General features: G+C 72.1%; 23 protein-coding genes. 12 read left to right on the top strand and 11 right to left on the bottom strand.

The window, feature by feature from the left end:
* Window positions 1–26 precede the first annotated feature (26 nt).
* Window positions 27–1,529, top strand: a complete 1,503-nt coding sequence (locus P696_RS0128915; RefSeq protein ID WP_026415057.1) for a CocE/NonD family hydrolase — start codon at window positions 27–29, stop codon at window positions 1,527–1,529.
* On the opposite strand, the gene P696_RS0128910 is transcribed toward P696_RS0128915, so the two are convergent.
* On the bottom strand, window positions 1,523–2,209 hold the full coding sequence (locus P696_RS0128910; protein WP_026415056.1) for a TetR/AcrR family transcriptional regulator: 687 nt from the start codon (window positions 2,207–2,209) through the stop codon (window positions 1,523–1,525). The genes P696_RS0128915 and P696_RS0128910 overlap by 7 nt on opposite strands.
* Window positions 2,206–3,429 carry an acyl-CoA dehydrogenase family protein gene (locus P696_RS0128905; protein ID WP_026415055.1) on the bottom strand — a complete coding sequence of 408 codons (1,224 nt, stop codon included), beginning with the start codon at window positions 3,427–3,429 and terminating at the stop codon, window positions 2,206–2,208. Before P696_RS0128905 ends, P696_RS0128910 begins: the two co-directional genes overlap by 4 nt.
* A 46-nt stretch (window positions 3,430–3,475) precedes the next feature.
* On the opposite strand from P696_RS0128905, the gene P696_RS0128900 reads away from it, so the two are divergent.
* Window positions 3,476–4,321, top strand: a complete 846-nt coding sequence (locus tag P696_RS0128900; protein WP_084338330.1) for an SDR family oxidoreductase — start codon at window positions 3,476–3,478, stop codon at window positions 4,319–4,321.
* A 25-nt stretch (window positions 4,322–4,346) separates the two neighbouring features.
* Window positions 4,347–5,303, top strand: a complete 957-nt coding sequence (locus P696_RS0128895) for a quinone oxidoreductase family protein (RefSeq protein ID WP_026415053.1) — start codon at window positions 4,347–4,349, stop codon at window positions 5,301–5,303.
* Window positions 5,304–5,312: 9 nt separating this feature from the next.
* Here P696_RS0128895 and P696_RS0128890 read toward each other — a convergent pair whose 3' ends face one another.
* Together P696_RS0128890 and P696_RS48845 are read right to left on the bottom strand one after the other, a co-directional pair.
* Window positions 5,313–5,981, bottom strand: a complete 669-nt coding sequence (locus tag P696_RS0128890; RefSeq protein WP_026415052.1) for a response regulator — start codon at window positions 5,979–5,981, stop codon at window positions 5,313–5,315.
* A 144-nt stretch (window positions 5,982–6,125) separates the two neighbouring features.
* On the bottom strand, window positions 6,126–6,731 hold the full coding sequence (locus tag P696_RS48845; protein WP_051468325.1) for a TetR/AcrR family transcriptional regulator: 606 nt from the start codon (window positions 6,729–6,731) through the stop codon (window positions 6,126–6,128).
* A 62-nt stretch (window positions 6,732–6,793) separates the two neighbouring features.
* Here P696_RS48845 and P696_RS48840 point away from each other — a divergent pair, with 62 nt between their 5' ends.
* Window positions 6,794–7,939 carry an FAD-dependent monooxygenase gene (locus tag P696_RS48840; RefSeq protein WP_034487512.1) on the top strand — a complete coding sequence of 382 codons (1,146 nt, stop codon included), beginning with the start codon at window positions 6,794–6,796 and terminating at the stop codon, window positions 7,937–7,939.
* A gap of 190 nt (window positions 7,940–8,129) precedes the next feature.
* Here the strand turns inward: P696_RS48840 and P696_RS0128875 are convergent, their stop codons facing one another.
* From P696_RS0128875 to P696_RS59410, 4 genes are all read right to left on the bottom strand, one after another.
* Entirely contained in the window at window positions 8,130–8,873 is a 744-nt protein-coding gene (locus P696_RS0128875) for a response regulator transcription factor (RefSeq protein WP_051468307.1), read from the bottom strand.
* Window positions 8,870–10,018 (bottom strand): sensor histidine kinase, encoded by a 1,149-nt coding sequence (locus P696_RS48835; RefSeq protein ID WP_211245885.1) that lies wholly within the window; start codon window positions 10,016–10,018, stop codon window positions 8,870–8,872. Before P696_RS48835 ends, P696_RS0128875 begins: the two co-directional genes overlap by 4 nt.
* Window positions 10,019–10,168: 150 nt before the next feature.
* On the bottom strand, window positions 10,169–12,268 hold the full coding sequence (locus P696_RS48830; RefSeq protein ID WP_084338326.1) for an MMPL family transporter: 2,100 nt from the start codon (window positions 12,266–12,268) through the stop codon (window positions 10,169–10,171).
* A gap of 126 nt (window positions 12,269–12,394) precedes the next feature.
* Window positions 12,395–12,727, bottom strand: a complete 333-nt coding sequence (locus tag P696_RS59410) for a CPCC family cysteine-rich protein (protein WP_084338324.1) — start codon at window positions 12,725–12,727, stop codon at window positions 12,395–12,397.
* A gap of 468 nt (window positions 12,728–13,195) precedes the next feature.
* Between P696_RS59410 and P696_RS56300 the strand changes: the two genes are divergently transcribed.
* On the top strand, window positions 13,196–13,681 hold the full coding sequence (locus P696_RS56300; protein WP_157429976.1) for a hypothetical protein: 486 nt from the start codon (window positions 13,196–13,198) through the stop codon (window positions 13,679–13,681).
* Window positions 13,682–13,707: 26 nt separating this feature from the next.
* Here P696_RS56300 and P696_RS48825 read toward each other — a convergent pair whose 3' ends face one another.
* Window positions 13,708–15,030 (bottom strand): sensor histidine kinase, encoded by a 1,323-nt coding sequence (locus tag P696_RS48825; protein ID WP_084338342.1) that lies wholly within the window; start codon window positions 15,028–15,030, stop codon window positions 13,708–13,710.
* A gap of 163 nt (window positions 15,031–15,193) precedes the next feature.
* On the opposite strand from P696_RS48825, the gene P696_RS48820 reads away from it, so the two are divergent.
* The 4 genes from P696_RS48820 to P696_RS0128835 all read left to right on the top strand — a co-directional run bounded on the left by P696_RS48820 (window position 15,194) and on the right by P696_RS0128835 (window position 20,518).
* Complete coding sequence (locus tag P696_RS48820; protein WP_051468306.1) at window positions 15,194–16,666, top strand: sugar porter family MFS transporter; 1,473 nt, start codon at window positions 15,194–15,196, stop codon at window positions 16,664–16,666.
* A gap of 360 nt (window positions 16,667–17,026) precedes the next feature.
* On the top strand, window positions 17,027–18,994 hold the full coding sequence (gene thrS / locus P696_RS0128845; RefSeq protein WP_026415049.1) for a threonine--tRNA ligase: 1,968 nt from the start codon (window positions 17,027–17,029) through the stop codon (window positions 18,992–18,994).
* Window positions 18,995–19,124: 130 nt separating this feature from the next.
* The gene (locus P696_RS53065; protein ID WP_051468305.1) at window positions 19,125–19,733 is read left to right on the top strand and encodes a hypothetical protein; all 609 of its coding nucleotides are present in this window, start codon (window positions 19,125–19,127) and stop codon (window positions 19,731–19,733) included.
* A gap of 164 nt (window positions 19,734–19,897) precedes the next feature.
* Window positions 19,898–20,518 (top strand): HIT family protein, encoded by a 621-nt coding sequence (locus P696_RS0128835; protein WP_245627847.1) that lies wholly within the window; start codon window positions 19,898–19,900, stop codon window positions 20,516–20,518.
* Between the two features lie 63 nt (window positions 20,519–20,581).
* On the opposite strand, the gene P696_RS48810 is transcribed toward P696_RS0128835, so the two are convergent.
* Both P696_RS48810 and P696_RS0128825 read right to left on the bottom strand, forming a co-directional pair.
* Window positions 20,582–21,448, bottom strand: a complete 867-nt coding sequence (locus P696_RS48810; RefSeq protein ID WP_051468304.1) for a polysaccharide deacetylase family protein — start codon at window positions 21,446–21,448, stop codon at window positions 20,582–20,584.
* A 134-nt stretch (window positions 21,449–21,582) separates the two neighbouring features.
* Window positions 21,583–23,751, bottom strand: coding sequence for an elongation factor G-like protein EF-G2 (locus P696_RS0128825; RefSeq protein WP_026415047.1), 2,169 nt, complete (start codon window positions 23,749–23,751; stop codon window positions 21,583–21,585).
* Window positions 23,752–23,988: 237 nt separating this feature from the next.
* Here P696_RS0128825 and pgsA point away from each other — a divergent pair, with 237 nt between their 5' ends.
* Genes pgsA through P696_RS0128810 form a run of 3 tightly spaced genes read left to right on the top strand, consistent with a single transcriptional unit; the run spans window position 23,989 to window position 26,902 of the window.
* Entirely contained in the window at window positions 23,989–24,732 is a 744-nt protein-coding gene (pgsA, locus tag P696_RS48805; protein ID WP_084338320.1) for a phosphatidylinositol phosphate synthase, read from the top strand.
* On the top strand, window positions 24,729–25,703 hold the full coding sequence (locus tag P696_RS0128815; RefSeq protein ID WP_084338318.1) for a phosphatidylinositol mannoside acyltransferase: 975 nt from the start codon (window positions 24,729–24,731) through the stop codon (window positions 25,701–25,703). The genes pgsA and P696_RS0128815 overlap by 4 nt, the downstream gene beginning before the upstream one ends.
* The gene (locus P696_RS0128810; protein WP_026415045.1) at window positions 25,700–26,902 is read left to right on the top strand and encodes a glycosyltransferase family 4 protein; all 1,203 of its coding nucleotides are present in this window, start codon (window positions 25,700–25,702) and stop codon (window positions 26,900–26,902) included. Before P696_RS0128815 ends, P696_RS0128810 begins: the two co-directional genes overlap by 4 nt.
* The last annotated feature ends 9 nt before the right edge of the window (window positions 26,903–26,911 follow it).

The following is a 26,911-nucleotide window of genomic DNA, read 5'->3' as shown; positions in this document are numbered from 1 at the left end:
CACGTGCCTCTCGCCCGCGTTCACCGATGTCACGTGGGCCCCGCCGGTCCGCCGCCGTCGCGGCGACCGCGCTGACCGCGGCCCTGCCCCTCGTGACGGCCGTGCCCGCGCACGCCGACGACGCGCCCGCGTCGCGGACGGTCCAGCTCGCCTCCTTCGACGGCGTGCGCATCACGACCAACTTCTTCCCGGCCAGGGGGCTGGCCGCCGGGGCGAAGGCCCCGACCGTCCTGCTCGGCCACGGCTGGGGCGGACGCGCCGAGAGCGACCCCGCCAAGGGCCAGCTCGCGCTGCTCACCGGAGCCGGGTACAACGTCGTGACCTGGAACGCCCGCGGCTTCGGCTCCGAGGGCGAGGCGAACGTGGACACCCCGGCCGTCGAGGGCCGCGACGTCGTGAAGATCATCGACTGGACGGCCGCGCAGCCCGAGGTCCGGCTCGACCGGCCCGGCGACCCGCGGCTCGGGATGGCCGGCGGCAGCTACGGCGGCGGCATCCAGCTCGTCGTCGCCGGGATGGACCGCCGCGTCGACGTCATCACCCCGACCATCGCGTTCCAGAGCGTCGAGCGCAGCCTCTACCGGGACGAGATCTACCGCGCGGGCTGGGGCTCCCTGCTGTGCCTCGGCGGCGTCGCCAACGGCAACCGGATCGCCGGGAAGGTCCTGGAGGGCTGCGCGTCCGGCGCGCTCAACGGGACGCTGTCACCGGCCGTCCAGAAGTGGTTCATGCAGGCGGGCGCGGGCGACCTGGTCGACCGGATCAGGATCCCGACCCTGGTCATGCAGGGCACCGTCGACACGCTGTTCACCCTGCGCGAGGGCCTGTCGTTCTACAAGCCGATCAAGGCGCACGGCGCGCCGGTGAAGATGATCTGGTTCTGCGGCGGGCACGGCACCTGCTCCACCAAGCCCGGCACGGCCGACCACATGGCCAAGGCCACGCTCGCCTGGTTCGCCCGCTACCTCAAGCGGGACGCCTCGGTGAACACCGGCGCGGGCTTCGAGTACATCGACCAGGACGGCGTCTACCGGACCGCCGCGTCCTACCCGGCTCCGGCGAAGGCGCCGCTGCGCGCGTCCGGCAAGGGCCACCTGAACCTCAGCCCGCTGGACTCCTCCGGCACCCAGACCGTCGCGCAGCCCGCCAAGAACGCCCTGACCGTCACGATCCCGTCGCCGGAGGCGGACGGCCAGGCGGTCGGCGTCCCGCACCTGAAGCTGACCTACCAGGGCCGCGCGCTGCACCCGAGGACCGCCGTCTACGCCCAGATCGTGGACCTCGACACCGGCCTGGTCGTCGGCAACCAGGCCACCCCGGTCCCGATCACTCTGGACGGACGCCGCCACACCGTCGACCGCGACCTGGAGGCCGTGTCCTGGAAGGTCGGCCCCGGCCACCGGCTGGCGCTCCAGATCACCCCGGGCACCGCCCTGTTCACCTCGCAGAAGGCGCTGGGCTGGCTGGACGCCTCGAAGGCGACCCTGACCGTCCCGACCGTCCAGCCGGGCCCCGTCGCCGACTACTGATCCCCGGCGGGTTCCGAAGCCTCGGAGGCGCGCAGGCGCTCACCGGTGCGGAGGCGGTCCAGGCCGAGCCAGATGAACTCGACCGCCATCGCCTCCGCCCGGTCGCGCGGGGTGTCGGGATGCTCCAGCCACCACGACACCATCGACAGCATCGACCCGTACATCAGCGGGACGAGCAGCCGCGCCCGGTGCTCGTTCACCGCGAGCGCGGCGGGGGACAGGGCCGGGTCGACGCGGCGGCGGATCAGCAGCAGGTCGGCGAACGACGCGCCCAGCCGGTCGCGCAGCTCGCGCAGGCCCGGACCGACCTCCGGCTTGTCCAGGTGCCGTATGACCAGCGACCAGGCGTCCGGCTCGTCGGTGGCGTAGTCGAACAGCACCCGCACCATCGCGCGGATCCGGTCGACCGAGTCGTCCTCGGCGCGCACCGCGGCGCCCAGCCGTCCGGTCAGCTCCGCGACGACCGAGCCGACGACCTCGGCGAACAGCTCCTCCTTGGACGCGAAGTGCTGGTACAGCAGCGCCTTGGAGACGTCCGCCGCGGCCGCCACGTGCTCCATCTGGGTCAGGTGGTACCCGCGTCGCCCGAACTCGCGCAGCGCCAGCCCGAGCAACTGCTCCCGCCGCTGCGCCTGGGGCATCCGCCGCCGCGTGCCCGTTTCCCCCGTGGTCCTGTTCATTTCTGAGTGAACTTACCCAACTCCGCGCGCGCGACGGACCGGACGTGCACCTCGTCGGGACCGTCCGCGAGCCGGAGGGTGCGCAGCCCGGCCCACATCGCGGCGAGCGGGGTGTCGTCGGAGACGCCCGCGCCGCCGTGCACCTGGATGGCGCGGTCCACGACCTCCAGGGCGACCCGCGGCGCGATGACCTTGATCGCGGCGACCTCGGACCGGGCGGCCTTCACACCGTGCCTGTCGATCAGCCACGCGGTCTTCAGGGTCAGCAGCCGCGCCTGCTCGATCGCCATCCGGGACTCGGCGATCTGCTGCCGGACGACGCCCTGCGCGGCCAGCGGCCTGCCGAACGCGACGCGGTCCAGCGCGCGGCGGCACATCAGCTCCAGCGCCCGCTCGGCGATGCCGAGCGCCCGCATGCAGTGGTGGATGCGGCCGGGCCCGAGCCGCGCCTGCGCGATGGCGAACCCGCCGCCCTCCTCGCCGACCAGGTTCTCCACCGGGACGCGCACGTCGGTGAGCCGGATCTCGCAGTGCCCCTCCTGGTCGTGGTACCCGAAGACGGGCAGCGCCCGGACGATCTCGACGCCGGGGGTGTCCATCGGCACCAGGACCATGGACTGCTGGAGGTAGGGGTGGCCGTCCGGGTCGGTCTTGCCCATCACGATCATGACCTTGCAGCGCGGGTCGGCCGAGCCGGTGATCCACCACTTGCGGCCGTTGATCACGTAGTGGTCGCCGTCGCGCTCGATCCGGGTGGAGATGTTGGTGGCGTCGGAGCTGGCCACGTCCGGCTCGGTCATCGCGAACGCCGACCGGATCTCCCCGTTCAGCAGCGGCTTGAGCCACCGCTCCTTCTGCTCGGGCGTGCCGAACAGGTGCAGCACCTCCATGTTGCCGGTGTCGGGCGCGGAGCAGTTGATCGCCTCGGGCCCGAGCTGCGGGGACCGTCCGGTCACCTCGGCGAGGCTGGCGTAGTCGGTGTTGGTGAGGCCGTGCGCCGGATCGGTGCTGTCGGGAAGGAACAGGTTCCAGAGGCCACGCCCGCGCGCCTCGGTCTTCAGTTCCTCGACGACGGGCGGCAGGTCGTGCTCCCGCCCGGCGGCGATCAGTTCCCGGCGCTGCGCGGCGTACACCGGCTCGGCGGGGTAGACGTGGGCGTCCATGAAGTCCTGGAGGCGGCCGAGGTACTCCTCGGCGCGGGGGCTCAAACCGAAGTCCATGGAGCTATAGTAACTGACGGGTCAGTTACTTATGGATCGAGGTGCCATGACGGCGTTTCCAGGACCAGCGGACTCCGGCGCGGGCGGGCGCGCGGGCGGGCGCGCGGGCGGGCGCGCGGGCGGGCGCACGGGCGGGCGCACGGGCGGGCGCGCGGGCGGGCGCACGGGCAGGGTCGCGCTCATCACCGGCGGCGCGAACGGCATCGGCGCGGCGGTCGCCCGGCGGCTCGCGGACGAGGGCGTCCACGTCGTCCTGGCCGACGTGGACGAGGACCACGGCCGGGCCCTGGCCGAGGAGCTGGACGGCGCGTTCGTCCGCTGCGACGTGCGCGAGCCCGCCGACAGCGCGCGGGCCGTCCAGACCGCCGTCGACCGCTTCGGCGGCCTCGACCTGGCGTTCCTGAACGCGGGCGTCGCCAGCGGCTTCGGCCTCGGCGACGACTTCGATCCCGAGCGCCACCGCCGCGCGATGTCCATCAACGTGGACGGCGTCGTCTACGGCGTCCACGCGGCCCTGCCCGCCCTGCGCGCACGAGGCGGCGGCGACATCGTCGCGACCGCGAGCATGGCCGGGCTCACCGCGACGCCCTTCGACCCGGTCTACGGAGCGAACAAGGCGGCCGTGGTCGGGCTCGTCCGGGCGCTCGGGCCCGCGCACCTGCCCGACGGCATCCGGGTGAACGCGCTGTGCCCCTCGTTCGCCGAAACCGACATCATCATCCCGATGAGGGACGAGCTGGAACGCCAGGGGTTCCCCGTCCTGCCCCTCGCGGACGTGGTCGAGGCGTTCATGGCAATCTTGGACGGGGACGGCGCCGGGGAGGCCTGGTACGTGGTGCCCGGCCGCCCGTCCGAGCCGTTCCGGTTCCGCGGCGTCCCCGGGCCCCGCTGAGCCCGCCGAAAGGGAGAACGAAGAGATGCGCGCCATCCAGATCAGCGAGTTCGGCGGACCCGAGGTCCTCACGCCGGTCGAGCTGCCCGACCCGGTCCCCGGCGACGGGCAGGTCCTCATCGAGGTCGACCGCGCCGGAATCAACTACGCCGACACCCACCAGACCGAGGACAGCTACCTGTCCAAGCAGGTACTGCCCCTGGTCCCCGGCGGCGAGGTCGTCGGACGCGCCCCCGACGGCCGCCGCGTCGTCGCGCTGCTCGGCACCGGCGGCTACGCCGAGAAGGCCGTCGCGCCGACCGCGACCACCTGGGACGTCCCGGACGACATCGACGACGTCACCGCGCTCGGCATGGTCGTCCAGGGCGTCAGCGCCTGGCTGCTCCTGCGCCGCAGCACCCACCTCGCACCCGGCGAGTCGGTCGTCGTCCACGCGGCGGCGGGCGGCGTCGGCACCCTCGCCGTCCAGCTGGCCAAGGCCTGGGGCGCGGGCCGGGTCATCGCGACCGCCTCGTCCCCGGAGAAGCGCGCCCTCGCGCTCGACCTCGGCGCCGACATCGCCGTGGACCCGAAGGAGCCCGACCTCAAGACCGCGCTGATCGAGGCCAACCACGGCCGCCGCGTGGACGTGGTGCTGGAGATGACCGGCGGACGCGTCACCGACCAGAGCCTCACCGCGCTCGCCCCGTTCGGCCGCCTCGCCTTCTACGGCATGGCGTCCCGGGAGCTGCCCAAGCCCGTCCAGCCCGCCACCCTGATGTCGCACTCGACGACCGTCGCGGGCATGTGGCTGGCGCACGTGTTCCAGCTCCCCGGCGACGTCATGGGCACCGCGCTGGACGAGCTGTTCGGCCTCGTCGCGGCCGGACGGCTCAAGGTCGTCGCGGGCGGCGAGTACGGGCTGTCCGAGGTTCAGCGGGCCCACGAGGACCTGCGTTCCCGCCGCTCGACCGGCAAGCTCGTCCTCGACCCGTCCCGCTGACCCGGCGGATCAGTCGCCGACGAGACCGTTCTCGTAGGCGAACACGACGGCCTGGGTACGGTCGCGCAGACCCAGCTTGGTCAGGACGTGCCCCACGTGCGTCTTGACGGTCTGCTCGGCCAACACCAGCTCGGCGGCGATCTCGGCGTTGGACATGCCGCGCGCGATGAGCCGCAGCACGTCCCGCTCGCGCGGGGTGAGCGCCGCCGACGCCGCCGGGCTCGGCCGCTCGTGCCTGCGCCGCCGCGCGAAGTCGGAGATCAGCCGCCGGGTGATGGACGGCGCGAGCAGCGCGTCCCCGGACGCCACGACCCGCACGCCCTGCACGAGGTCGGCGGCCGGGGCGTCCTTCAGCAGGAACCCGCTGGCCCCCGCGCCGAGCGCCTCGTAGACGTACTCGTCCAGGTCGAAGGTCGTCAGCACCAGCACCTTCGGCGCCTTGGAGTCCTCCTCGGAGGCGTCGCCGACCAGCTCGGCGGTGGCGGCGAGGCCGTCCATCTCGGGCATCCGGATGTCCATGACGACCACGTCCGGGACCAGCTCCCGGGCGAGGTCGACCGCCTCCCGGCCGTTCCCGGCCTGCCCCACCACCTCGATCTCCGGATCCGACGACAGCAGCGCCGCCAGCCCGTCGCGGATCATCACCTGGTCGTCGGCGATCAGCACCCGAATCGTCACGGGATCACCCTAAGCCGTCCCACCCCCAAGATCACCCCACGAACCCGGAACGAGGGAGCTCAAGCGCTGGGGCCGGTCCGCGCGCCGCGCCAGGACTCCCCAAGGCGTGGACATGGTCATCAACGAGCGTTGTGACGAGCGCGTCTACCGAAGCTCCCCGCGCTCGGAAGCCTCTTCGGGCACGTCGCAGCCGTGCACGATGGCCTGGGCCAGGTTCTGGACGGCATCCCTGGTGACGCTCTCCGGCGGGGAGGTGACCAGGGTGTGCAGCGCGCCTCCGTAGAGCGAGATCAGCGTGGCGATCGTCGCGCGGGGGGTGGTGAGGCCGAGTTTGCCGTGGTGTCCGGCGGTGGTCCGCATCGCGGCGTCCTGCAGGTTCGCGAGTACCGAGGCGAGCGCCGGTCGGCGGGTGGCCTCCAGTTGCAGTTCGAAGATCGCCAGGTAGCGGTCGCGCAGCCTTGTCGCCGCCGTGAACAGCGATTCGGCCAGCAGGTCGACCAGGGACGCGGGCTGCCCGGTGGCTTGGTCGGTGGCGCGGTCGGTGTCGGCGTGATGCAACTCGATGATTCGCTCCGCGGCGGCCACCAGCAGTGCTTCCCTGCTGCGGAAGTAGTTCGAGGCCGTTCCCGGCGGAAGGTCCGCCTCCCTCTCCACCGCGCGGTGGGTCACTCCATGCACACCCGAGGACGCCAGTAGCTCGATGGCGGCATCGGCGACTGCCCGGCGACGGGCCTGGTTGAGGGGCGGCATGAACCCCATGATACCAATATTCGTACTAGTACGATCGTAGTGAATGTCGACGAGGAGGTCGCATGAGGATCGTTGTGGTCGGCGCCGGACTCGGGGGAGTGGCGGCCGCGGTGGGGCTGCATCGCACGGGCCACGAGGTCACGCTCTTCGAACGGGCCGCCGAGTTGCGGGAGGCGGGCACCGGCATCGTGGTCATGCCCAACGGGCTTCGCGCGCTGGACACGATGGGACTGGCCGCGGACGTCCGTGGGCGGGATATGCAGGCCGGTCTCTGGGGATTGCGGGACAGGCTCGGACGGCCGCTGCTGGTCACCGACACCGCCCAGGTGCAGCAGGTCGTCGGCACACCGGCCATGATCGACCGGGCGGACCTGCACCGGGCGCTACGAGCCCCGCTGCCCCCTGGCCTGGTACGAACCGGCAGCCCGGTCGAGCGCCTGGAATCCGGCGACACCGAAGTGACCGTGATCAGCGACGGCGAACCCGTCGCGAGAGCGGACGCCGTGATCGTGGCCGACGGCATCGGCAGCACGCTGCGCGCCCAGCTCTTCCCCGATCACCCCGGGCTGCGGCGAACCGGCCGGATGGACCTGCGCGGCATGCTGCCCCGCCCTCCCGGCATGGCCCCGGACCTGCTCGTCAGCCAGCTGGTCGACCGTCGCAGCGGCGCGATGTTCGGCCTGTTCCCCGTCGGCGAGGACCGCCTGTACTGGTTCACCGACTCCCTCCTGGACGGCACGCCACCCGACGCGGACGAGGCACGCGCGCAGATGCTGTCCCTGATGGCCGACTGGCATCCCCTCGTCCCCGAGCTGATCGAGGCCACCCCGCCCGCGGACATCCACGTCGACCCGATCACCCGCCTGGCCGAACCCCTGCCCTCGTTCGCGTCCGGCAGGATCGGGCTCCTCGGCGACGCCGCGCACGCCATGCCACCCGACCTCGGCCAGGGCGCCAGCCAGGCCTTCGAGGACGCCGCCGCGCTGACCCGCCACCTGACGGGCGGGGAACCGGCCGACGTCCCCCAGCGCCTCCTGAGCTACGACGCCGAACGCAGGCCCAGCACCAGCCGCATGATGCGGGCGGCGTCCCGGCAATCGCGCCTGACCTCCCAGACCGGCGTGAGCGCCTGGCTACGTGACACCCTGCTCCGCGCCGTCCCGTCCCGCCTCGCAACCCGCCAACTAGCCACCCTCTGGCAAGCCTGACCCCCACCCCGCCGCCCGACTTGAGAGCCAGCCGCGTCGCCCGAATGTCGCCAAGACCATGACCGGGTACAACTAACCGGAAGTCCGGCCCTATCTGCGATCTCCTTTTGCGGCGTGGCTACCAACGCTGTGCGGCACGCCTCCATGCCAGTCGTCTCCACGTGTGTGGGGCAGCGTTGGATTTCGACCGTCATCCCTCTGAGGGCGCGATCGAGCCGCCATGGCGACCGGGGACGACCAGGCCCGTCTCATAGCCGACGATGACCAGCTGTGGCCGGTCACGGGCATCCAGCCGGTTCATGATCCGGCTCACGTGGGTTTTGGCGGTGAGCGGGCTCAGGTGCAGCGCCTGGGCGATCTCGGTGTTGTTCAGACCTTTGGCTACCAGGGTCAGGACCTCCCGCTCGCGTGGAGACAACACGGCCAGGCGGTCCGAGGCGAGGCGGCTGTTCGGGCGCGGGGCCGTGTCCGGCAGGCGCAGGGCGCGGGCGATGACGCGGGCCGTGGGGCCCGGCGAGAGGAGCGCCTCGCCTGCGGACACGGTGCGCACCGCCCGGAGCAACTCGGCTGGGAGGGCGTCCTTGACGATGAAGCCACTGGCGCCCGCCCGCAGTGCGGCGATGATGTGCTCGTCGGTGTCGTAGGTGGTCAGGACCAGCACCCGGACGCCGGCCAGGTCCTCGTCGGCGGCGATCAGCCTGGTGGCCTCGATGCCGTCCAGGTCGGGCATGCGGACGTCCATGATGACGACATCGGCGCGGGCTTGACGGGCCAGTTCGTAGGCGTCGCGTCCGGTGGCCGCCTCGCCGACCACTTCCATGTCCGGAGCCGAGCCTATGAGCAGTGCGAACGCGCCGCGGACCAGGGCCTGGTCGTCGGCCAGCAGAACGCGGATGGGCGGCTTGTCGTCGTTCGGGTGCTGCTTGTCGGTCATCTGGTGGCCTCCAGCCCCTCGTCGAACGGCAGTTCGGCCTCGATGGCGAATCCGCGTCCGGGCGGACGCGGGCCGGCCGTCAGGGTGCCGCCGACGCTTCGGGCCCGCTCGCGCATCCCGACCAGACCGTAGCCGGTGGGACCGGGCGAGCTCACCGGCGCTCGGCCCGGTGCAGGGCCGTGATCCTCCACAATGACGCGCAGGTGCCTGTCGTCGGTGGTGAGCCGCACCCGGATGCGGCAGCCGGGGGCGTGCCGCACGGCGTTGGTCAGGGCCTCCTGCACGATGCGGTAGGCAGCTACTGCCACCCGCGCCGGCACCTGAGGTAGCTGGGGAGCGTCAAGGTCCACCTGGACACCGGCAGCCTCGGCCGCTCGGGCCAGGGCGGGCAGCCCGGCAAGGCCCGGCACCGGCTCGCGCAGGTCGTCCGGTGCGTCGCCGCGCAGCACGCGAAGGGTGGTGCGCAGTTCGGTGCGTGCGTCTCGGCAGGTGTCGGTGATGGTCGTCAGCGTGCGGGCCAGGGCCTGGCGGTCCAGCAGTTCAGGGTCCTCGACCAGCACGTGTGCGGCGACCGACGCTTGTACGCCGATCAGCGTGATGCTGTGGGCGAGCAGGTCGTGCAGGTCGCGGGCGATGCGCATGCGTTCCTCCGTCACCCGCCTGGCGGCCTCCTCCTCGCGGGTCCTTTCGGCGTGCTCGGCGCGCTGGACGATGGCGGTGATGTACCGGCGATGGATCCGCACCGCGTCCCCGATCACCACGATGGCCAGGACCCAGCCCGCGTTGCGCAGGATGTCCCAGGCCGTGCCGGCGTGGGACCTGGCCGAGAGGATGCCGGTCATGAGCGCGACGACCACGGCGACGATCGGGTACGTCCGCCGTGAGGGGCCGGACAGCGCCAGCCCGTACAGCGCCACCATGCAGGCCGGTACGGAGGCGAGGTGCAGGTAGCCCATGGTGTTGTACGCGGCGAGGATCGTGACGACCGCCAAGACCGTGCTCACAGGGGCCCTCCGCCACCCTGCCAGCATCAGTGCGGCAGAGGTCAGCAACGCCAGGCCGACGGCGTCCGGCCGGGTACCGTCGAACCCGTTCGGCGCGACGACCAGCACCGACTGCACCGCGAGCGTGGAGAGGGGAAGCACGATTTCCGATCGGGTGAGCGGCAGGACACGACGAAGATGCGACGTGGCCAACATGGCGTCACCCCCTTTCTCTCCGCAGAGCGGGTAGACCTGCCGTTGGGATGGATTCTGCTCCGCGCCGGATGCCGTGGTCACCCTCTCGCCGCGGGCTCAGGTCCCGGTACCGGGCATGTTCGCGGAGCCGCCGGCCGCGCCTGTGGTGGCCGGCGCCCCCGGCCACCACAGGTGGCGTCCCAGGAGCAGGGCGCAGGCCGGGACCAGGAACGTCCGCACCAGGAAGGTGTCCAGCAGGACGCCGACCCCGATCACGAAGCCCAGCTCCACCATCGAGACCAGAGGCAGAACGGTCAGGACGGCGAAGGTGGCGGCCAGGACCACACCGGCCGAGGCGATGACGCCGCCGGTGGCGGTGAGGGCGGGCACCACGGCCCGTTCTTCGCGCATCCGGTGGAGCAGGAAGATGCCGTAGTCGACGCCGAGCGCGACCAGGAACACAAAGGCGAGCAAGGGCAGCGTGGGATCGTTTCCCTCGAAGTCGAGCAGCGGGCCGAAGACCAGTCCGCCCAGGCCGAGTGCGGCCGCCCAGACCACCGCCACCGCCGCCAGCAGCAACGCGGCGGCCACCAAACTCCGCAAGAGCGCGGCGAGCAACAGAAGGACTGCGGCCAGCACCAGCGGGATCACCACGACCCGGTCGCGTGCGGTGGTGTGCTCGGTGTCCATGCGCTGGGCGCTCCTGCCACCGACCAGCGCCTGGTCTCCCAGCGCGGCACGCAGTCGCTTGATGCTCGCCGTCTCTGCCCGGCTCTCCGGCTGGCCCATCGTGGTGACGTTCAGCTCGGTCCAGCCGTTCGCCGTGCGACCCCTGCTCACTGCGGCGACACCGGGGATACCCCGGGCCGTCGCGGCCACAGAGTCGACGTCGGGCGTGTGCGCGAGCACCGTGACGGGCTGGCTGCTCCGCCCGGGGAACGCTGCGGCGACCTCCCGCATCGCGATGACGGATTCGGGTCGCCGGGTGAAGGCGTCCTCTTGCCGCAGGTGACCAGAGAGGTTCAGCGTGCCCAGCGTGAGCGCGCCCAGGGCCGCCATGCCGCTCACCAGCGTCACCATTCGGCGACGGGTGACCAGCGCGCCGACGCGGTGGTACATGCCGTGCCGGGCGGACGGCTCGCTCCCGTAAACCGGGACCAGTGGCCAGAACATCCGCCGCCCGAGGAGCACCAGCACCGCAGGCAGCAGGGTCATCATCGCGGCCAGGGCACAGATCACCCCGACCGCGCCGATCGGGCCGATGGCACGGCTGCTGTTCATGTCGGCCAGCAGCAGCACCGTCAGCCCGGCGACCACGGTCCCCGCCGAGGTCACCACGGCCGGTCCCGCGCGCCGCAACGCCCGGACCATCGCATCGCCCGTGGACCGGGCCGTGCGCAGCTCGTCGCGGTAGCGGGCGATGAGCAGCAGCGCGTAGTCGGTGCCCGCACCGAAAATCAGCACGGTCATGACGCCGCTGCTCATCGCGTTGACGGTCAGCCCGGACGCCCGGACCAGCAGATCGGCCACCGCCATCCCGGCGACCGCGGCCACTCCGGTGCACACCAGGGGGACCAGCCACAACAGCGGACTGCGGTAGGTGACGATCAGCAGGACGGCCACCACGGAGACCGTGACGACCAGCAGCAGGCCATTGATCGAACCGTAGGTCCTGTCCATGTCGGCGGCCAGCGCGCCCTGCCCGCCGAGCCTGACGCTGAGCCCGCCATGCCGGTCCTCGGTCGCCTGTGCACGGACCTCGGGGACCACCGTCTTGGCGTCGCCGTCCCGCTGGGCGACCGCCAGGGGGATCATCATGGTCTGCCCGTCCCCCGCCGGGATGGCACGGGGTGGCCCGCCGACCAGTTGGAACTTCTGGCTCAACGCGGCCGCCCGGTTCCGGACCACATGCCAGTCGGCGGCGGTCAGCCCGCTGGGACGTTGGTAGACCAGCACCAGGTCGGTGGTCCCGCCGCCGGGCATGGCGTCCAGGAGCCGGGCCACCTGCGTCGACTGGGCGCTGGCGGGGAGATAGTCGACCTGCCGGTCGGTGGTCGCCCCGTGCAATTTGCTGGCGAACGGCAGGGCGAGCATCAACAGCACCGTCCACAGGCCGAGCACGGCCCACGGAATCCATGCGCGGGGACGCCAAGCCGATGGGTTGGACTCGGCGGGTTCACTCGGCAGCGACCAGGCTGTGGTTCGTATTTTGTCCATGGCAGCAAGGCTTCCGCTCCACCCTCGCTGTTACATCGCGCCGACGTCGTAAAACGCCACTACTCCAGCGGATGCGCCAGCGAGGGATTTACTCCCACGGGAGTACATCGTCCGGGTGAGGCGCGCTCACGACGTGGACGACGTTTTGTCGGGTGGCCGCTGGTTAGGCGCTGAGGCCCTGGAGGGGTATTCCTCTGGCCGCGGGTCCCGGACATGCTGGAGCCATCGGCGGTCCACGACTCCGAACCCTGTGAAGTTGCGTCGTGCGGCGGTGAGGCTGAGTTGGTTGCTCGGAGCGACTCGTACCGTGTCGGCGTCGTCCTCACAGAAACAGACCTGGCAGATCTCGTACGCGCCGTGTTCGGCAAGGGGCAGAAACCCGCAGCAGGGACAAGGACAGGGGCGGTCGCGTGGTCCGAGCCGGACATCGGTTGTCGCCGCAGCACAAGCGACGGGTATATGGAGCGCTTGGGGCGGGGGGAGTTGGCGAAGGGCGTGCTGTCTTGCGCCAGGCAGTGAATGTGATCGCTGCCTCCTTTGGTCAGATCCCTCCCATCGCCGAGTTCGATGAGATCTTCTTGAGCATGGATCGAGAGTTTGTGGAAGATGGTGGCCTTATTGCCAATCGCCCCGGTAGCTGGTCGGACGGGTGAATTCTGAGCAGACTCTGGATGGTGTCGTACGTGACGTTGGCTCATATTGAAAGGTCCGAGAGTCTGGGGCTTGATATGGAGGAGGCGCGGGAATGCCTGAATCAACTTGCTTCGGTGCTGGACAGGATTTGTAACGAGCTGTGTGGCGAAGGCTCCCGTTCTCCCCTGCCGTTCTGAAGGTTGCATGCGCCTGAGCGGCGGGCCGTGAGGGTGTCGCCCTGGCGACGACCAGCGGCTGCACCGGCGTTGACCTTCGCGACCCGACGAAGTCCCTATGACCAGCAGCAACACGAATTATTGCCACGCGGTGTTCCCAGCGCCCGAGCTGGATGAAGCCGCGCCCTGCGGGGTGTGCGGCGGTCACGGCGTCACCAACGAGCGCGTGTCCACCGAGTGGAGCCCCGATCCGCTCACGGGCCGCGCCCGGCTGTTGCTTGCCGCGGTGTTCTGCCCCGCCTGCGGTGGTTGCGGACGAAGCGGGCATGTGGGGTGCACGCTGGCGGCGCGCGGCTATCCGTCCGGGGTCCTTGACGAACTCGGGGACGTCCCGGCGGAAGGGGTTCGGCGGGTGTGGGAGGAGCTTGGTGCCGACCCAGCCGAGGAGGACCCCTCGCGGTGCCCGGCGTGTGATGGTCGCCAATGGGTGCCCATTCAGGCGTTCCGCGACGACCTTCCTCAGCCCGTTCGGATCTTCGCGCGTATGCCGTGCGGCTGCGCCCGGGACCTCGTCCAGCCCGTGCCCGCCGAGGACCTCGAATGACCTCGCTGAGCGGTTGACCCGCCCGATCAGTCGGGGGTGCCGTAGGGGAGTTCGGCTGTGACCGACCAGCCCGGGCGGCCGTCTTCGCGTGGGCCGGTCGTCAGGGAACCGCCCAGCATCGTGGCCCGCTCGCGCATCCCGACCAGGCCGTGGCCGCCGCCGGACGACTCGGGCGTGCCGTCCGGGCCCGGCCCCTCGTCGCGGACGGCCACGCCCAGCGCGTCGTCCCCGTAGCCGATCTCCACCCGGACCGTCCCACGCGGTGCGTACCGGGAGGCGTTACTCAGGGACTCCTGGACGATCCGGAACGCCGACAGGTCCACGCCCGTCGCGAGCGGACGCGGCATTCCGGTCACCGTGCTCGTCACCGTCAGCCCGGATCGCCGCGCCGCCTCCAGCAGCTCGTCCAGCCGGGCGAGGCCGGGCTGCGGGGCGCGCTCGGCGGTCTCGTCCTCGGACCGCAGCAGCCCGACGACCCGCCGGGTCTCGGCCAGGGCCTGGCGGGCCGCGTCGCGCACCACCACGAAGGTCGCGCGGGCCTGGTCCGGCAGCTCCGGGATCTTGTACGGCGCCGCCTCGGCCTGCATCGCGATCACCGACATGTGGTGCGCGACGACGTCGTGCAGCTCCCGCGCGATCCGGGCGCGCTCCTCCAGGACCGCCTGCCGGGCCAGGTCGCGGCGGTGCAGTTCCTCCTGCTCGCGCAGTGCCCGCTCGGCGATCCGGCGACCGCCCACGGCGTCCCCGAACACCAGCGCCAGCAGCGCCACCGTGGACAGGATCACCCCGAACCAGATCGGCATCGCCACCAGCGAGGCCGGGCCGACCACCCCGACCGCGCTGACCAGGCCGACGCCGACCGTGACCGTCCGGTCCCCGGACAACCCGACGCAGAACAGCACGATCGTGAAGGCCAGCCACGCGGTCGGCGACCAGGGCCACCAGGCGGCGTCCCGGATCGCCAGCGCGCCGAGCAGCAGCCCGACCGCCATGATCCGCCACGCCAGCAGCGGCCGGAACAGCGCCACCACCAGCGGAGCCGCCTGGAGCAGGCCGATCGGCACGCTCTCGTCCGCCGACCGGTGCAGCGACGACGACATCGGGATGGCGATGGACCCGGCGCTGAACCCGATCGCCAGGAGCGTCAGGAGCACGATCAACGGCACGCGCACCCACAGCCCCCGGGGCAGCGGCGGACGGACCGCGTTCGGACCGGTCGCGACGCCGGGCAGCACGGCGCGCCGCCACGCCGCGCGCAGGAGGTCGCCGCCGGACGGAGGTTCAGGCGTGGAGCCGGACGAGGCGGCGGGCCCGGAAAGGGGGCCGGGGGAGGAGGACTGGTCGCTCATTTGCCAGGAGAGTATGCCGCCCGCGGCCATGGCCGCCTGCCTCCGCAGAGGGAGATCGGCGCCGCCACCTCCGGTATCGGACGCCGCCCGTTCGGGGGCGGACCCGGCCGAACCTTGATCCTCCCCGGCGAATGACCGATCTTTTCCGGGGAAGGTCCCCGACATGACCAGGGAGGACAGGGACACCGCGACGTCGACCAGCACCGCCGCGCACGGACACTCGGCCGCCGTCGCCGTCATGCTCGCCGGGGCCGCGGCGCTGGGCGGCTTCCTGTTCGGCTACGACTCCTCGGTGATCAACGGGACGGTCGGGGCGCTCAAGGCGCAGTTCCACCTGAACTCGTTCTGGATCGGGTTCGTGGTCTCCTCGGCGCTGCTCGGCTGCGCCGTCGGGGCCTGGTTCGCCGGCCCGATCGCCGACCGCGTCGGCCGGATCAAGGTCATGGTCGGCGCGGCGGTCATCTTCGTGGTGAGCGCGACCGGCTCGGCGCTGTCGCTGAGCGCCTGGGACCTGACGTTCTGGCGGGTGTGCGGCGGCCTGGCCATCGGCACCGCCTCGGTGATCGCCCCCGCCTACATCGCCGAGATCGCCCCGGCGAACCTGCGCGGACGGCTCGGCTCGCTCCAGCAGATGGCGATCGTGCTCGGCATCTTCTCCGCGCTGGTGGTGAACTACATCATCGCCCGGGTGTCGGTGGGCGGCGCGACCGGCCACGTCCCCTGGGGCGGCTCGGCCTGGCGCTGGATGTTCGCCGCCGCGACGGTGCCCGCCATCCTGTACGGCGTGCTCTCGCTGGTCATCCCCGAGTCACCGCGCTACCTGGTCAAGAAGCGGGAGCTCGGCCGGGCCCGGCAGGTGCTGCGGAGGGTCACCGGACGCAGCGACGTGGACGTGAAGATCGGCGAGATCGTCCGGTCGATCGCCTCGGACCGGCCCGTCCACCTGCACGACCTGCGCGGCAACCGGTTCGGGCTGCTGCCGATCGTCTGGGTCGGCATCATGCTGTCGGTGTTCCAGCAGTTCGTCGGCATCAACGTGATCTTCTACTACGGCACCACGCTGTGGCAGGCCGCCGGGTTCGGCGAGAACGACGCGATGCTCACCTCGGTGATCAACTCGCTGGTGAACGTCGGCTCCACGCTCGTCGCGATCGCGCTGGTGGACAGGATCGGCCGCCGTCCGCTGCTGCTGTTCGGCGCCGCCCTGATGGCCGTCACGCTCGGCACGATGGCGGTCTGCTTCGCCACCGCCCCGGTCGTGGACGGCAACCCCAAGCTCGGCGACGTGGCCGGGCCGATCGCGCTGGTCGCCGCCAACCTGTACGTGTTCGGCTTCGCCTCCACCTGGGGCCCGGTCGTCTGGGTGATGCTCGGCGAGATGTTCAACAACTTCATCCGGGCCTCGGCGCTCGCGGTCGCGGCGGCCGCGCAGTGGATCGCCAACTGGCTGATCACCGTGACGTTCCCGGCGCTGTCGGCGCTGTCGCTCGGCGTCGCCTACGGCCTGTACACGCTGTTCGCGGTCCTCGCCTTCATGTTCGTCTGGCGCAGCGTCCCGGAGACCAAGGGCAGGGAGCTGGAGGACATGGACAAGCTCCAGTCGCCGACACGGAGGGCCAGACCGTCCACCACCTAGCGCCCCCGCCCGCCCCCCGGGCGCCCCTCCACCGGACGGCCGCCCCCGCGCGGCCCCTCCACGGCGTAGCCCCCACCGGACGGCCGCGCTCGCACGGCCCTTCCGCCGCGCAGCGCCCCTCCACCGGACGGTCGGGGACCGCGTGGCCTGTCCGGCGCGTAGTACACTCGGCCTCGTGAGAGCCGTGCTCGCCGCCGTGAAGGCGCTGACGACCACGCCGGGCCCGTCCCGGCGTCACGGCCGCACGTCCTGATCTTCGAACTGCGGTGAGGCCCCGGGAGCTCGCTCCCGGGGCCTCACCGCGTTCCGGGGTCCCGCTCGATACCATTCCGAACCCGACCAGAAACGCGAGGAGACACCGTGTCAGAGCTGCGCATCACCCTCGACGGGAGCGAGCGGGTGGTGCCTGCGGGCACGACCGCCGGCCAGGCCCTCGAGGCCGACGGCCGCACCGTGATCGCGGCGCGGGTGAACGGACAGCTGCGCGACCTCGAGCACCGGGTGGCCGACGGCGACCTGGTCGAGCCGGTCGAGATCGGCTCGGTGGACGGCCGCGCGATCATGCGGCACTCCGCCGCGCACGTGATGGCCCAGGCCGTGCAGGAGCTGCACCCCGAGGCCAGGCTGGGCATCGGCCCGCCGGTCGAGAACGGCTTCTACTACGACTTCGACGTCGCCGAGCCGTTCACCCCGGACGACCTGAAGCGCATCGAGAAGCGCATGCGCGAGATCGTCAAGCAGGGCCAGCGGTTCTCCCGCCGGGCCGTCTCCGACGACGAGGCGCGCGCCGAGCTCGCCGCCGAGCCGTACAAGCTGGAGCTGATCGGCCTCAAGGGCTCGGCGTCCGCCGAGGACGGCGCGAACGTCGAGGTCGGCGCGGGCGAGCTGACCATCTACGACAACCTCGACGCCAAGTCCGGCGAGCTGTGCTGGAAGGACCTGTGCCGGGGCCCGCACGTGCCGACCACCCGGGTCATCCCGGCGTTCAAGCTGATGCGGACCGGCGGCGCGTACTGGCGCGGCAGCGAGAAGAACCCGCAGCTCCAGCGCATCTACGGCACCGCGTGGGAGTCCCGCGAGCGGCAGGACGAGTACCTGGCGATGCTCGCCGAGGCCGAGAAGCGCGACCACCGCAAGCTGGGCGCCGAGCTCGACCTGTTCTCCTTCCCGGCCGAGCTGGGCAGCGGCCTGCCGGTCTTCCATCCCAAGGGCGGGATCATCCGCAAGGAGATGGAGGACTACATGCGTCAGCGGCAGATGGAGGCGGGGTACGAGTTCGTCAACACCCCGCACCTCACCAAGTCGTCGCTGTTCGAGATCTCCGGGCACCTGCCCTACTACGGCGAGGACATGTTCCCGGCCTTCGAGCTGGACGGCGTCGACTACCGCGTCAAGCCGATGAACTGCCCGATGCACAACCTGATCTTCCGGGCCCGCGGCCGGTCCTACCGCGAGCTCCCGCTGCGGCTGTGCGAGTTCGGGTCGGTGTACCGGTACGAGAAGTCCGGCGTCGTGCACGGCCTCACCCGCGTCCGCGGGATGACCCAGGACGACTCGCACATCTACGCCACCAAGGAGCAGATGGGCGACGAGATCAAGTCGCTGCTCCAGTTCGTGCTGAGCGTGCTGCGCGACTTCGGCCTCCGCGAGTTCTACCTCGAGCTGTCCACCCGCGACGAGTCCGACAAGTTCATCGGCGACGACGCGGACTGGGCGGAGGCCACCGAGGCGCTCCGCCAGGCCGCCGTCGACTCCGGCCTGGACCTGATGGACGACCCGGGCGGCGCGGCGTTCTACGGCCCGAAGATCTCCGTCCAGGCGCGCGACGCGATCGGCCGCACCTGGCAGCTGTCCACCATCCAGCTCGACTTCAACCAGCCCAAGCGGTTCGGCCTGGAGTACCAGGCGGCCGACGGCACCCGCCAGCAGCCGGTGATGATCCACCGGGCGCTGTTCGGGTCGGTCGAGCGGTTCATGGGCGTGCTGATCGAGCACTACGCGGGCGCGATGCCGCCGTGGCTCGCCCCGGTGCAGGTCGTCGGCGTCCCGATCGGCGACGCGCACGTCCCGCACCTGGAGAAGGTCGCCGCCGCGCTGCGCGAGCACGGCATCCGGATCGAGGTGGACTCCTCGTCCGACCGGATGCAGAAGAAGATCCGCAACGCGCAGAAGCAGAAGATCCCGTTCATGCTGCTCGCGGGCGACGACGACGTGAACGCCGACGCCGTCTCGTTCCGGTACCGCAACGGCGAGCAGAAGAACGGCGTCGCGATCCAGGACGCCGTGGACGAGATCGTCAAGGCCGTGCGCGAGCGCGTCCAGGTCTGATCACGGTGAAGGGGCCTCCACGCGGAGGCCCCTCCGCCGGGCGGTGCTCCGTCCGGCGGAAGCCCGGCCCCGGCCCGGCAGCGGCCTCGGGCGCTCCCCGCACGTCAGCACCCCCCGGAGAGTACGAAGCATGAAGACCAGCAGCCCGCCCTCGGCCGGACCGGGCGTGACGGTGGCCCGGTTCCTCGGGTACGGGGGCGCGGCCCTGCTGGTCTCGGCGGCCCTGGCGGTGTTGGTGTTCCAGGCTTTCGGCGGACGGCACGGATCCGGCGCGTCCGCGTCCGCGTCGGGAGGCCCGGCCTCGTCGGACGGCACGTCCGGCGGCCCGGTCGGCACCGTCTCCTCGGGCCCGGCGCAGCAGCCGCAGACCGGCGGCGGACGCTCGCCGTCCAAGCCCGGGACGTCCCCCGGGACGGGTTCGCAGCCCGGCGACCAGGGCGCGCCCATGCCGGGCACGGGCGGCGGTGTCGGCATCGACTTCTGCCCGGCGGGCACGGCCGTCTACCGCGCCGGACGCACCGCCGGAGTCGAGGTCGCCGTCACCGTCGGCGGCGCGGGCGTGGTGAAGGCCGAGGTCACCGTCGCGGGCCACGGCCCCCTCAGCGACCAGGCGACCGTCCGGAAGGCGGGCACCCAGAACTTCCACTTCGCCGTCGCGCCGACCCTGGTCCGCCGCGTCAAGATCACCACGCTGTCGGTCGGCGTGGACATGCAGACCTGCTACGCCCGCCCTGCCTGACCGCCCGCGCGCCTGACCGCCCGCCCCGCCCCTCCCGGGCGCCGTGCTCGGTGAGGCGGCCGGCCACGCCGCCTGACCTGGGCGGCCGCGACCCGGCGTCGGGCCGTCCGGTGGTCCTCTCTATGCTGGCTGGTCAGGCCGTCAGCACGAAGGAGAGCGCCGCCTTGAGCGTAGAGCCGGAGGGGTTCGTGGTGCCGGAGGTGCGCGGGAACGCGCCCGGGACGGGAGCGGCGGGCCCGCCCGGACCCGAGATCGAGGAGGAGCGCGGCGGCGTCGGCGTGGCCGACGCCTTCCAGCGCCTCTGGACGCCGCACCGGATGGCCTACATCAAGGGTGAGAACAAGCCCGCCGACAAGGCCGGCTGCCCGTTCTGCGACATCCCCCTGATGGACGACGAGGACGGTCTGGTCGTGGCGCGCGGTGAGCGCGTCTACGCGGTGCTGAACCTCTACCCGTACAACTCCGGGCACCTCATGGTCGTCCCGTACCAGCACGTCGCGGACTACACCGGGCTGGACGAGGAGCAGTACACCGAGCTGGCCGTCTTCACCCGCCGAGCGATCACCGCCCTGCGCGCGGCGAGCGGCGCCCAGGGCTTCAACGTCGGCATGAACCTCGGCCAGGTCGCGGGCGCGGGCATCGCCGCCCACCTGCACCAGCACGTCGTGCCGCGGTGGGGCGGGGACACCAACTTCATGCCGGTCGTCGGCCACACCAAGGTGCTGCCGCAGCTGCTCCGCGAGACCCGGCGGCTGATCGCCGACGCCTGGCCGGACAAATCCTGACCGAGCGTCCGAACCGGGGCGTTCCGACCGGACGGGACACCCCCAACCGATGCGCCCCGGGCGTCAGGGGCGGGCGAGCGGGGACGGCGCCCTGGACGGCTCCTGTGACGGCGGCGCGGGCGGCGCGGACGCGGCGACCAGCTCGGAGACCGTGACGAACTCGAAGCCCTTCGCGCGCAGCCCCTGGATCATCTTCGACAGGTTCCGCAGGGCCACGAGCCGGTCGGGGTTGCCGTGGTCGTGCGCGAGGACGATCGTCCCCGGCGTCACGTTGTTCACGATGTAGTCGACCAGGCCCTGCGGGTGGTGCTCGTAGGTCTTCTCGAGCATCTTGATGCTCCAGAGCGTCAGGTCGTAGCCGAGCTGGCCCGCCGCGCTCAGGGTCGTCCCGCCGAGCTGCCCGAACGGGGGCCGCAGGTGCCGGGGCTCCTTGCCGGTGATCTGGGCGATCGCCTTGTGCGCCCGGTGGACGGCGTCCACGGCCTCGGCGTGGGTCAGGCGGGACATGTCCTGGTGCGCCCAGGTGTGGTTGCCCGCCTCGTGCCGGTCCATCCGGCCGTGGATGATCTTCGCGTTGGCGACCGCCCGCTCGCCGACCATGAAGAACGTCGCCTTGGTCTTCTCGGCGTCCAGGATGTCGTGGACCATCCCGGTCCAGTTCGGCATCGGGCCGTCGTCGAAGGTCAGCGCCACCAGCTTCTGCGAGGTGTCGACCGACCAGGTCACGTCCACGTGCCCGTGCGCCGGACGCCACGGCCCCGCCACCGGGATCGCCATGGCCGACTTCGGCGTCCCCTCCGGGACGGCCGCCATGGCGCCGGCCCCGCCCGCCGCCCCCACGGCCAGGCCGCCCACCGCCAGGCCCGCGCTCTTGATGATGTTGCGGCGGTTCGGCCTGGCCGAACCCCGCTCGTCCCCCGTGATTGTCACAGCTGAAAAGAATCTCACAGTTCACCGAGAATCCCCCAGCGGGGTGACCAAGCTGTGAGAAAGCGGGTAAAAGGGGCCGTCCGGACGGTCAGGTGGGGACGGCCCCCTTCACAGGCGACGTCACTGGCCGCCGGTCAGTCCGCCTTCTCCTCCTCGGCGACCTTGCCCGCCAGGTGCGACGGCAGCGGCTCGTACCGCAGGAACGTCCGGTGGAAGCTGCCCGTGCCCTGCGACATCGACCGCAGGTCGATCGCGTACCGCGTGATCTCCAGCTGCGGGACCTCGGCCCGGATCACCGTCCGGCCGCCCGGGGCGAGGGCCTCGGTGCCGAGCACCCGACCGCGCCGGGACGTCAGGTCCGACATCACCACGCCCATGTACTCGTCCGCGATCAGCACGCTGACCTCGTCCACCGGCTCCAGCAGCAGCACCGGCACCTTGCCCGCCGCGTCCTTCAGCGCGAGCGCGCCCGCCGCCTGGAACGCCATGTCGGACGAGTCGACCGAGTGCGCCTTGCCGTCGTGCAGCGTCACCCGGATGTCGACCAGCGGGTACCCCGCCGAGACGCCGCGCTCCATCTGCTGCCGGACGCCCTTCTCCACCGACGGGATGAACTGCCTCGGGACCACGCCGCCGACGATGCGGTCCACGAACTCGAAGCCCTCCCCGGACGGCAGCGGTTCCACCTCGATGTGGCAGATGCCGTACTGGCCGTGCCCGCCGCTCTGCTTGACGTGCCGCCCGAGCCCGTCGGTCTTCCCGCCGAACGTCTCGCGCAGCGGCACCCGCAGGTCGATCCGCTCGACCTCGACGCCGTAGCGGGCCGCCAGGCGGTCGATCAGCACGTCCGCGTGCGCCTCGCCCATGCACCACAGGACGAGCTGCCGGGTCTCGGGGTTGTTCTCCAGCCGGAGCGTCGGGTCCTCGGCGACCAGCCGTGCCAGGGCCTGGGAGAGCTTGTCCTCGTCGGCCTTGGACCGCGCCCGGATCGCGACCGGCAGCAGCGGGTCGGGCATCGACCACGGGGCCATGACCAGCGGGTTCGACGGATCCGACAGGGTGTCGCCGGTCTCCGCGCGCACCAGCTTGGCGACCGCGCACACGTCGCCCGCGCGGCACTCGGTGACCGTCCGGGGGGTCTTGCCGAGCGGCGAGCTGATCGCCCCGACCCGCTCGTCCACGTCGTGGTCCTCGTGGCCCCGGTCGGTCAGGCCGTGCCCGGAGACGTGCACGGTGGTGTCGGGACGCAGCGTCCCGGAGAACACCCGGACCAGCGAGATCCGGCCCACGTAGGGGTCGGACACCGTCTTCACGACCTCCGCGACCAGCGGCCCCTCCGGATCGCACCCGATCCGCCGCGGCGGCCCGCCCGCGACCGGCGCGACCTCCGGGCACGCGTGCTCCAGCGGGGACGGGAACGCCTCGGTGACGACCTCCAGCAGCTCGGTCATCCCGATCACCGGGCCGGGCTGCTGCCCGTGCGGCACCGAGGTCGCCAGCACCGGGTAGAAGCTGCCCCGCGCGACGGCCTTCTCCAGGTCCTCGATGAGGGCCTTGACGTCGATCTCCTCACCGCCGACGTAGCGCTCCATGAGCGACTCGTCCTCGCTCTCCTGGATGACCCCCTCGATCAGCGAGGCCCGCTGTTCGGCGATCCGGTCCAGGTGGGCCGGGTCCGGGGCGCACTCGACCCGCTCCCCGGACGAGTAGTCGAAGCACCGCTGCGTCAGCAGCCCGACCAGCCCGGTCAGCTCCTCGCCCTTGGAGATCGGGAAGTAGCAGGGCAGCACGCCCTCCCCGAACGCCTCCTGGAGGTGCAGGAGCGTGTCGTCGAAGTCGCCGCGCTGCTGGTCGATCTTGGTGACCACGACCGCGCGCGGCATCGACACGGCCGCGCACTCGTCCCACAGCATCCGGGTCAGCCCGTCGACGCCGTCCACGGCCGAGACCACGAACAGGGCGGCGTCGGCGGCGCGCAGCCCGGCCCGCAGGTCCCCGACGAAGTCGGCGTACCCGGGGGTGTCGATGAGATTGACCTTCACGTCGCCGTACTCGAACGGGGCGAGGGCGAGGTTCACCGAGCGCTGCTGGCGCACCTCGACCTCGTCGAAGTCGCTGACCGTGGTCCCGTCCTCGACCTTCCCGGCGCGCTGGACCGTGCCGGTCGCGGCGAGCAGGGCCTCGGTCAGCGTCGTCTTCCCCGCCCCGGAGTGGCCGACCAGCACGACATTGCGCACCCTGTCGGGCCGGTCGGCCTCCGGTGCCCTGCCGTGGCCTCCCGGGTGGCTTGCTCTGTCCGTCATGACACACCTCCTCGGGCGGGCTCCCGCCATGGGAGCCCGTCACGCTCCTCCTGGTGGTTCTGCCCGGAGTGAGCGGCGTCACATCCGTCTCCTCACCCTTTCCCGTGTCGACGCGGATCACAAGAGCTGAGCTGGTATTGATGAGCACTACGATGGGCCCGCCGCGCGGCGCGCGCGGGGCCGCGCCTCCGGCCCCCGGAGATGCCCGGCTCTCGAACTCTCGATGAACGGACGGCGATGCTCAACAAACTGCGGCCCGCGCTGGGCCGCGTCCTGACGCCCATCGGACGTGGAGTGGCGCGCACCGGCGTGACGCCCAACGCGATCACGGTCGTCGGCACGGCGGGCACCGTCACGGGGGCGCTGGTCTTCTTCCCCCAGGGGCACTACTTCTGGGGCACGATGGTGATCACCGCCTTCGTGCTGTTCGACATGCTGGACGGCGCGGTCGCCCGCGTCACCGGCAAGTCCTCCAAGTTCGGCGCGTTCCTGGACTCCACCATGGACCGGGTCGCCGACGCGGCGATCTTCGCCGGGCTCATGGTCGGCCTGTCCAGGGACGACCAGGACGGCCTCGCCGCCGTCGCCCTGTACTGCCTGGTCGCCGGGGTCGTGGTGTCCTATGCCAAGGCCCGCGCCGAGGGCCTCGGCTACACCTGCAACGTCGGCATCGCCGAGCGGTCCGAGCGGCTGATCATCGTCCTGGTCGCGGCCGGGCTCGACGGGCTCGGCGTGCCCTACATCCTGACCTTCGCGCTGTGGCTGCTCGCCGTGCTCAGCACGGTCACCGTCGGGCAGCGCCTCGCGACCGTGTACAAGCAGGCCAACGCCCGTCCGGCCGAGCCCGCGGCGCGCCCCGCGCCCGGATCGGCGTCCGCGGCGGGCCGCAGGCCCGCCGGGGAGCGGCCGGAGGCTCCGGAGCCGGTCGTGGAGACCGCCGAGGTGGACGAGGAGCGGCACGCGCCGGGACGGCGCGCATGACCGCCACCGGGACGGAGGGGGACCGTCCCGGCGTCCGGCCCCCCGGACTCGGCGAGCGGGCGCTGTCCCGGCTCACCGACGCGGCGTACGCGCTCGGCTGGACGGTCGTCCGCAAGATGCCCGAGCGGCCGGCCCGCGGCCTGTTCACCCTGATCGCCGACCGCGCCTGGCGGCGGCGCGGCGCGGGTGTGCGGCAGCTGGAGCGCAACCTGTGCCGCGTCCTCGGCCGGGACGAGCCGGACGCCTACGTCCGGCTGACGTCCAGGCGGGTCATGCGGTCCTACTTCCGGTACTGGTTCGAGGTGTTCCGGCTGCCCGAGTACTCGCGGGAGCGGATCCTCGGCCACATGCGCGTCTCCGGCCACGAGAAGATGCTCGCGACCCTCGACTCGGGCCGCGGCGTCATCCTGGCCCTGCCCCACATGGGCAACTACGAGCAGGCGGGGGCCTGGCTCGTGCACATGGGGCACCCGTTCACCACGGTCGCCGAGCGCCTCAGGCCCGAATCCCTCTTCGACCGGTTCGTCGAATTCCGTGAGAGCCTGGGAATGGAGGTCCTGCCGCACCAGGGCGCGTCCGCCTTCGGACGGCTCGCCCAGCGGCTCCGCGCCGGACGCCCGGTCTGCCTCGTCGTCGACCGCGACCTCACCGACTCCGGGATCGACGTGGAGTTCTTCGGCGAGACCGCCCGGATGCCCGCCGTCGCCGCGACCCTCGCCCTGCGGACCGGCGCGGCGCTCCATCCGGTGACACTCTGGTACGAGGGCGAGGACTGGGGGGCCCGGGTGCACGACGAGATCACCGTCCCCGGCGCGGGGGACCGGCGGGAGCAGGTCCAGGCCATGACGCAGGAGCTCGCGCGGGCCTTCCAGGAGGGCATCGCCGAGCACCCCGAGGACTGGCACATGCTCCAGAAGGTGTGGGTCGCCGACCTCGGCCGGCCGGCCCGTCCGGCGGAGGACGCGCGGTGAGGGTCGGGATCGTCTGCCCGTACACCTGGAACGTCCCCGGCGGGGTCCAGCAGCACATCCGCGATCTCGCCGAGGCGCTGATCGGGTACGGCCACCACGTGTCGGTGATCACCCCGGCCGACGACGACGCCCGGCTGCCGGACTACGTCGTGTCCGCCGGACGCGCCGTCCCGGTGCCCTACAACGGCTCGGTCGCCCGGCTGGCGTTCGGGTTCCTGTCGGCGAGCCGGGTGCGCCGCTGGATCCACGACGGCGCCTTCGACGTGCTCCACGTGCACGAGCCCGCCGCGCCGTCCCTCGGCCTGCTGGCCTGCTGGGCCGCCGACGGCCCCATCGTCGGGACCTTCCACGCGTCCTACACCAAGTCCCGGGTGGTGTCGGTGACGGCGCCGATCCTGCAGTCCGCGCTGGAGAAGATCACCGGCCGGATCGCGGTGTCCGAGGCGGCCCGCAAGACCCTGGTCGAGCACCTCGGCGGGGACGCGGTGCTGATCCCGAACGGCGTCGCCACCGAGCGGTACGCGATGGCCGACCCGCTGCCCGGCTGGCCCGGCCGCGACACCACCGGCACCGGCGCGCTCACCGGCGCGGGCGCGGGCCCGGACGCGGACGGCGGCGTGCTCGGCTTCCTCGGCCGCATGGACGAGCCCCGCAAGGGCCTCCAGGTCCTCCTGCGCGCCTTCGAGATCCTCGGCCCGCGGCGTCCCGGCCTGCGGCTGCTGCTCGCCGGGCCCGGCGACGCCGACGACGTCGTCGCCCGCGTCTCGCCCGGACTGCGCGACCGGGTCGTGGTCCTCGGCATGGTCAGCGAGGCCGACAAGATCCGCGCCTACCACTCGGTGGACGTGTTCGTCGCGCCCAACCTCGGCGGCGAGAGCTTCGGGATCGTCCTGGCCGAGGCCATGTCGGCGGGCGCCCCGATCCTCGCCAGCGACATCGAGGCGTTCGACCGGGTGCTGCTCGGCGGCCGCGCCGGGGCCCTGTTCCCGGTCGGCGACGCCGCGGCGCTGGCCGCCTCCGCCGCCGAGCTGCTGGACGACCCCGCCCGCCGCAAGCAGCTGTCCGCAGAGGCCCGCGCGGCCGTCCGCCGCTACGACTGGTCGGCGGTCGCCCGGGACGTGCTGCGGGTCTACGAGACCGTCGCCCTGCCCGGCCGGACCGTCGTCGAGTCGCCCGGACGCGGGGCCCAGGGAGCGTAAGGACGCCCG

Source organism: Actinomadura oligospora ATCC 43269, from assembly GCF_000518265.1.
In the GTDB taxonomy this organism is placed as follows: Bacteria; Actinomycetota; Actinomycetes; order Streptosporangiales; family Streptosporangiaceae; genus Spirillospora; species Spirillospora oligospora.
This window is presented reverse-complemented; position numbering and strand designations above follow the sequence as displayed.

Coding starts and splice junctions, on each gene's coding strand:
- P696_RS0128915 (WP_026415057.1), top strand. CDS start 27: ATGTCACGTGGGCCCCGCCGGTCCGCCGCCGTCGCGGCGACCGCGCTG.
- P696_RS0128910 (WP_026415056.1), bottom strand. CDS start 2,209: ATGAACAGGACCACGGGGGAAACGGGCACGCGGCGGCGGATGCCCCAG.
- P696_RS0128905 (WP_026415055.1), bottom strand. CDS start 3,429: ATGGACTTCGGTTTGAGCCCCCGCGCCGAGGAGTACCTCGGCCGCCTC.
- P696_RS0128900 (WP_084338330.1), top strand. CDS start 3,476: ATGACGGCGTTTCCAGGACCAGCGGACTCCGGCGCGGGCGGGCGCGCG.
- P696_RS0128895 (WP_026415053.1), top strand. CDS start 4,347: ATGCGCGCCATCCAGATCAGCGAGTTCGGCGGACCCGAGGTCCTCACG.
- P696_RS48845 (WP_051468325.1), bottom strand. CDS start 6,731: ATGCCGCCCCTCAACCAGGCCCGTCGCCGGGCAGTCGCCGATGCCGCC.
- P696_RS48840 (WP_034487512.1), top strand. CDS start 6,794: ATGAGGATCGTTGTGGTCGGCGCCGGACTCGGGGGAGTGGCGGCCGCG.
- P696_RS0128875 (WP_051468307.1), bottom strand. CDS start 8,873: ATGACCGACAAGCAGCACCCGAACGACGACAAGCCGCCCATCCGCGTT.
- P696_RS48830 (WP_084338326.1), bottom strand. CDS start 12,268: ATGGACAAAATACGAACCACAGCCTGGTCGCTGCCGAGTGAACCCGCC.
- P696_RS56300 (WP_157429976.1), top strand. CDS start 13,196: ATGACCAGCAGCAACACGAATTATTGCCACGCGGTGTTCCCAGCGCCC.
- P696_RS48825 (WP_084338342.1), bottom strand. CDS start 15,030: ATGAGCGACCAGTCCTCCTCCCCCGGCCCCCTTTCCGGGCCCGCCGCC.
- P696_RS48820 (WP_051468306.1), top strand. CDS start 15,194: ATGACCAGGGAGGACAGGGACACCGCGACGTCGACCAGCACCGCCGCG.
- P696_RS53065 (WP_051468305.1), top strand. CDS start 19,125: ATGAAGACCAGCAGCCCGCCCTCGGCCGGACCGGGCGTGACGGTGGCC.
- P696_RS0128825 (WP_026415047.1), bottom strand. CDS start 23,751: ATGACGGACAGAGCAAGCCACCCGGGAGGCCACGGCAGGGCACCGGAG.
- pgsA (WP_084338320.1), top strand. CDS start 23,989: ATGCTCAACAAACTGCGGCCCGCGCTGGGCCGCGTCCTGACGCCCATC.
- P696_RS0128815 (WP_084338318.1), top strand. CDS start 24,729: ATGACCGCCACCGGGACGGAGGGGGACCGTCCCGGCGTCCGGCCCCCC.